This is a genomic window from Massilia sp. CT11-108, assembly GCF_047302915.1.
In the GTDB taxonomy this organism is placed as follows: domain Bacteria; phylum Pseudomonadota; class Gammaproteobacteria; order Burkholderiales; family Burkholderiaceae_D; genus Telluria; species Telluria orientalis.
The window spans coordinates 1-5,515 of sequence record NZ_JBKYMO010000378.1 but is presented as its reverse complement, the minus strand read 5'-3'; the positions used below and the strand labels follow the sequence as shown (position 1 = coordinate 5,515).

4 protein-coding genes are annotated in these 5,515 nt (G+C 66.9%); all 4 read right to left on the bottom strand.

Features of this window, described 5'->3' with window-relative positions:
• A partial coding sequence (locus ACEN88_RS23315) for a molybdopterin-dependent oxidoreductase (protein ID WP_413343474.1) occupies nt 1-2,422 on the bottom strand: 2,422 nt, incomplete at its 3' end.
• The gene (locus ACEN88_RS23310) at nt 2,422-3,150 is read right to left on the bottom strand and encodes a 4Fe-4S dicluster domain-containing protein (RefSeq protein ID WP_413343472.1); all 729 of its coding nucleotides are present in this window, start codon (nt 3,148-3,150) and stop codon (nt 2,422-2,424) included. The genes ACEN88_RS23310 and ACEN88_RS23315, both read right to left, overlap by 1 nt.
• 79 nt (nt 3,151-3,229) lie before the next feature.
• Entirely contained in the window at nt 3,230-4,894 is a 1,665-nt protein-coding gene (gene leuA / locus ACEN88_RS23305) for a 2-isopropylmalate synthase (RefSeq protein WP_413343470.1), read from the bottom strand.
• Nucleotides 4,895-5,264: 370 nt separating this feature from the next.
• On the bottom strand, nt 5,265-5,515 hold a 251-nt coding region (locus ACEN88_RS23300; RefSeq protein ID WP_413343468.1), incomplete at its 5' end, for an OB-fold nucleic acid binding domain-containing protein.

The following is a 5,515-nucleotide window of genomic DNA, read 5'->3' as shown; positions in this document are numbered from 1 at the left end:
CACGGCCCTGCGCGGCGCGCCCGCCCACCTGCCAGCCCAGCGAGTTCGACACGGCCAGCACCTTCGGATGGATGGCGTCGGTGACGAACACGCGGATGCGCGCGCGGCCCACGACCTCCTCGCGTCCCGCGGGCGCGGCCTTGAAGGCGACGTCGCCCAGTGTGCCCGAGCGGGGGCGGTAGGTCGTCAGTTCGACCATGTCGCCGGACTTCACCCCGATGCGCCGCGCCACCTTCGGATGCATCCACATCGGGTTGTCGTGCACGATCTCGGACAGGTATTTTTGCGACGCCGTGCGGCCCTGCGTGTGCACGTTCCACTTGAACGTCGTCAGGACGAAGCGGTCGTCGGCAAGCCGGTCCAGGCCGGGCACGGGGTGGAATGCCGGCATGCCGTCGTCCGCCATGCCCGCCTTCGCCGCGACCTCCGCCACTTCCGGCGCGAGGATCTCGAAGCGGCGCGACGGCGTGGCGAACCCGCGCAGCGGCTCGCCCTTCACCATCATCCCGATGGCGCGCTCCTTGCCCGTCTTGTCCATCTTGAGAATGCGGCCCGTGCCGTCGACGCGCGTACCGTCCAGTTGCGCGGCCCCGAGCCTGCGGCGGTACACCTCGTAAGTCTTGGGCTGGCTCGTGTCCACATGCACGCCGTAGTGCTTCATATAGTCGAAGCCCGACGCGAACGTGCGGCCGTCCGGACCTTGCGTCGGCAGCTTCGAACACTGCGCGCGCACGAAGTCCTCGTGGGCACCGAACGCGAAATACTTCGCCTGCTCCGGCGCCAGGCGCCGGCCCACGTCGAACAGGACCTCGGGGAAGGACCGCGCCTCGCCCGGCGGCGCCGTCATCGGCTGGCGCAGCATCACGTAGTGCTGCAGCTCGAGGTTGTTGCGGATGTCCATGCCCCACCGTTCGAGATAGGTCGCATCGGGCAGGATCAGGTCGGCCCAGTGCGCCATCTCGGAATACACGATGTCCGAGCAGGCGTGGAACGGGATCAGCTTTTCGTCGGCCAGCACACGGGCGGCCGTCGTGCGGCCCTCCGGCCACGTCATCGGGGACACGATCGTGTAGCTCAGGTAGACGTCGAGCTGCGCGCGGCCCTGCTCCAGGTAGTCGTACACGACCTGGCCCACCTTCATCTTCTGCCACCGGTTCGCCAGCGGCCACTCCGGCGGGTCTTCCAGGTCGGTGCGGATCCTGACCTTGGGCGGCTCGGGCTGTGGCGCCGGGTACTTCGCCGGCGCCAGCTTCTCTTCGAGCCCGTAGCAATAGCCGCCCGGGCGGCCGACGGAACCGACCAGCGCATTGAGCATGACGACGGCGCGTTCGTTGTTGAAGCCGTTGTAGTGCGCGCCCGTGCCGCGGTTGGTGAAGGCGGCGACGGCGGGACGCGCGCGTGCGAACTCGATCGCGATCCGTTCGATGTCCGCAGCCGGCACGCCCGACTGGGCCTGCGCCCACGCCGGCGTGCAATCCTTCAGCCACGTGCGCAGTTGCGCCTCGCCGGGCTGCACGAAGTCCTCGATGAAGGCGCGGTCGTGCAGGTTCTCGCGCAGGATCACGTGCGCCATCGCGAGCGCGATCGCGCCTTCGGTGCCCGGATGCGGCTGGAACCATTCGTCGCTGCGGCCCGCGGTATTCGACATGCGCACGTCGAACGTCACGAGCTTGGCGCCGTGGTCGAAGCGCGCCTTGACGACGCGTTTTACCAGATGCAGGCCGCCCTGGTGGGCCTCATAAAAATTGGCGCCGAAGTTCAGGAAGTAGCGGCAGCGCTCGGCGTCGATCGATTCCCAGTCGGTCTCGCCCAGGCTCACGTAGTTGGCGGCGCGCTTGTTCGACGAACACAGCGCGCGGTGGTTCAGCAGGACGGGCGAGCCGACCGCGTTCAGGAAGCGCGCGAACTCCGCCTCGTAGCGCGAGCGGCCCTGGTGGATCGCCACGCGCTCGGGGTGGCCGTCCGCGATGCTCTTGCGGATGCGCGCCGCGATCTCGTCGTACGCCTCGTCCCACGTGATGCGCTTCCACAGGCCCTCGCCCCGCTTGCCCACGCGCTTGAGCGGGTACAGCAGGCGCTCGGGATACGTGTTGATCGTGGGACCGCTCTGCCCCTTCGCGCACGTCATGAAGCTGCCGAGGTTCGGATCGAGCGGATTGCCGCGGATCTTGACGACCTTGCCGTCCTCGACGAACCCCTCGATGCCGCACACGGTGGAGCAGTTCAGGCACACGCTTTTCACCGCCGTGGCCGTGCGGTAGTCGACGTGCCGCTTGCGTGCCTTGCCGTCCGCGTCGGTCGCGTAGTTCAATGGCTCGGCGGCGGCGGCCGCAGCATCGCCCGGAGCGAGCAGGATGGTCTCGCCGACGGCCAGCGTGGCCAGCGCACCGAGACCGGACTTGAGAAAACCGCGTCGTTCCATCACTTGCCTCCCTTCGGTTTGGCCGTCGCGTTGCCGACGACGGTGCCGTAATCGGCGCGCAGCTCCGCCCACGTGTCGATCTCGTACGTGAACGGATCGTGGTTGCGGCCCTTCGGCAGCTTGTTCTCGACGGCGCGCGGCACGACGGTCCCGATGCCGCGGTAATGCACGGCCGGCCTCGTGCCCTCCTGCGGCTTGAGCACGGCCAGCTCCTTCCTGTGCCGCGCGTTGAAGCGGCTCACGGCGCTGCCCGGGTCGTTCAGGTCGCCGAACGCGAACACGTCGGCGGGACACGCCTCCACGCACGCCGGCTGCATGCCGGCGTCGAGCCGGTGACTGCAGAAGTCGCACTTGTCCGCGACCTGCGCAACCGGATCGATGTGGATGGCGCCGTACGGGCACGCGGCGATGCAGTCGCGCGACCGGTCGCAGCTGTCCACGTCGATGCGCACGACGCCGTCCGCGTCGCGGCGGATCGATTCGGTGGGACACGCCTTCAGGCACGGCGCGTCCTCGCACTGCATGCACAGGGCAGGCAGGAACGCGCGCTTCGGCGTGACCTTGCCGGCGGCGTTCTTGCCGTGGAAGTCGTGGTAATAGACCTTGGTGCGGAACATGCCGAGGTAGACCGAGTTCTCGACCTTGCAGGCGACGGAGCAGGCATGGCAGCCGATGCAGCGCTCGGTGTCGATGGCCAGGCCCCAGTGCGGAGTTTTTTCAGGTGTCATGGCGTGAAGAATGGTGGGCCGCGCGGGCGCGAAACCCACGATGATAAACGATCGCGCCGCGCGGCCCCTTCACAACGTGTTACGCCGCGGCCGCGAAGTGGCGGTTCACGCCACTGAGGATCGCCCGGAACGACGCGGTCATGATGCTGCCGTCCACGCCGACGCCGAACAGCGAACCGCCGCTGCCGACGCGCAGCTCGACGTAGCACGCGGCCTGCGCATCGGCGCCGCGGCCCAGCGCGTGCTCGTGGTAATCCATCACCTTGACGTCGAGGTCCAGCGCATTCACGAACGCGTCGATCGGGCCGTTGCCGATGCCGTGACGGGTCGTGCGCACGCCGTCGATCTCGATGTCGACCTCCAGCCGCGTGCCGTTTTCTCCTTCATTCGACATGGCGTGACCGCGATAGACATGACGGCCCGGGTCCAGGTACTCGCCGCGGAAGATCGCGTGGATGTCGGCGGCGGCCACTTCGCGTCCGCTGCTGTCCGTCGCGTGCTGCACGGCGCGGCTGAATTCGATCTGCAGCCGGCGCGGCAGGACAAAGCCGTATTCCTGTTCGAGCAGGTACGCGATGCCGCCCTTGCCCGACTGGCTGTTCACGCGGATCACGGCATCGTAATTGCGTCCCAGGTCGGCCGGATCGATGGGCAGGTACGGCACTTCCCAGATCGCGTCGGACTTCTGCTGCGCGAAGCCCTTCCTGATCGCGTCCTGGTGCGAGCCGGAGAACGCGGTGAACACGAGGTCGCCCGCATACGGATGGCGCGGGTGGACGGGCAGCTGGTTGCAGTCCTCGACGCACTGGCGCACCGCGTCGATGTCGGAAAAATCGAGGCCCGGGTGGATGCCCTGCGTGTACAGGTTCAGCGCCAGGGTGACGATGTCCACGTTGCCGGTGCGTTCGCCGTTCCCGAACAAACAGCCTTCGACGCGGTCCGCGCCCGCCATCACCGCCAGTTCCGCCGACGCGACGGCCGTGCCGCGGTCGTTGTGCGGATGGACGGACAGGACGATGGCGTCGCGCCGCTCCAGGTGGCGGTGCATCCATTCGATCTGGTCGGCATACACGTTCGGCGTGCTGCACTCGACCGTCGACGGCAGGTTGACGATCATCCTGCGGTCCGGCGTCGGCTGCCAGATCGCGGAGACCGCATCGCACACCTCCTTTGAAAACGCCAGCTCCGTCATGCTGAACGTCTCCGGCGAGTACTCGAAGACCCATTCCGTGCCGGGCCGCGCGTCAGTCAGTTCCTTGATCAGGCGGGTGCCGTTCAGCGCGATCTGCTTGACGTCTTCCCGGGTCGCGCCGAACACGATGCGGCGGAACGCGGGCGCGATCGGATTGTAGAGGTGGACGATGGCGCGCCGCGCGCCCTGCAGCGAGTCCACGGTGCGGCGGATCAGGTCCTCGCGCGACTGGGTCAGCACCTCGATCGTCACGTCGTCCGGAATGCGGTCTTCCTCGATCAGCTTGCGCACGAAATCGAAATCCGTCTGCGACGCGGAGGGGAACGCGACTTCGATTTCCTTGAAGCCGATCTTGACGAGCTGCTCGAACATGCGCAGCTTGCGCTCCACGCTCATCGGCTCGATCAGGGCCTGGTTCCCGTCGCGCAGGTCGGTGCTCATCCAGATGGGAGGACGGTCGATGACGCGGTCCGGCCAGGCGCGGAAGGTGACGAGAGATTCGGTGGGGACGGTCGGGAAACGGCGGTACTTTGCTGCGGGGTGCGACAACATGGACGACTCCTTTTCAGGGCTGTGGGAAAACGCGGACGTGACGGGTCCCTGCCGCATGGCGCGCGCATGCGGATCACGGAATCCAGACGACGGAAATCAGAGGTGGCGGAAAGGCTGCCCGGCTGCCACGGGGCACGTGGCCAGGCAACCGGACGCTAGTCGAAAGACGGGAGAGAACATGGAATGGCGAACCTTATTCTGAAACTTCGGCGGTACGGCACGGCAGACGAACTGAGGACGAGCTGCGGGAATGGCGATTCAGGCCAGGTGCGGTAGCACTAGCGGTAGCGCTAGGGAAGTCAGAAAGGTGGAGTTCGCGGTGAGCATTCTTTTAATATAAAAAGTTTATGCCGATTGTGTCAAGCAAAACCTAGCAAAAGTCACGACTGCGCGCATCGAGCTTGCCGAGCAGGTGCGACATGTCGACGAGGCGCCTGGCCACGAGGTGACGCACTTCGCCTTCGCGCTGCCACACGCCGTACACGCCCAGCAGCGACGCGTTCAGCACTTCGCGCCGCTGCTGCTCGACGAGCTGCGGCCAGACGATCACGTTGATGTTGCCCGTCTCGTCCTCGATGGTCAGGAACAGCACGCCCTTCGCCGTGCCGGGACGCTGGCGCA

Excerpts from the sequence above, each read along its gene's own strand:
- ACEN88_RS23310 (WP_413343472.1), bottom strand. The coding sequence starts at position 3,150 with ATGACACCTGAAAAAACTCCGCACTGGGGCCTGGCCATCGACACCGAG.
- leuA (WP_413343470.1), bottom strand. The coding sequence starts at position 4,894 with ATGTTGTCGCACCCCGCAGCAAAGTACCGCCGTTTCCCGACCGTCCCC.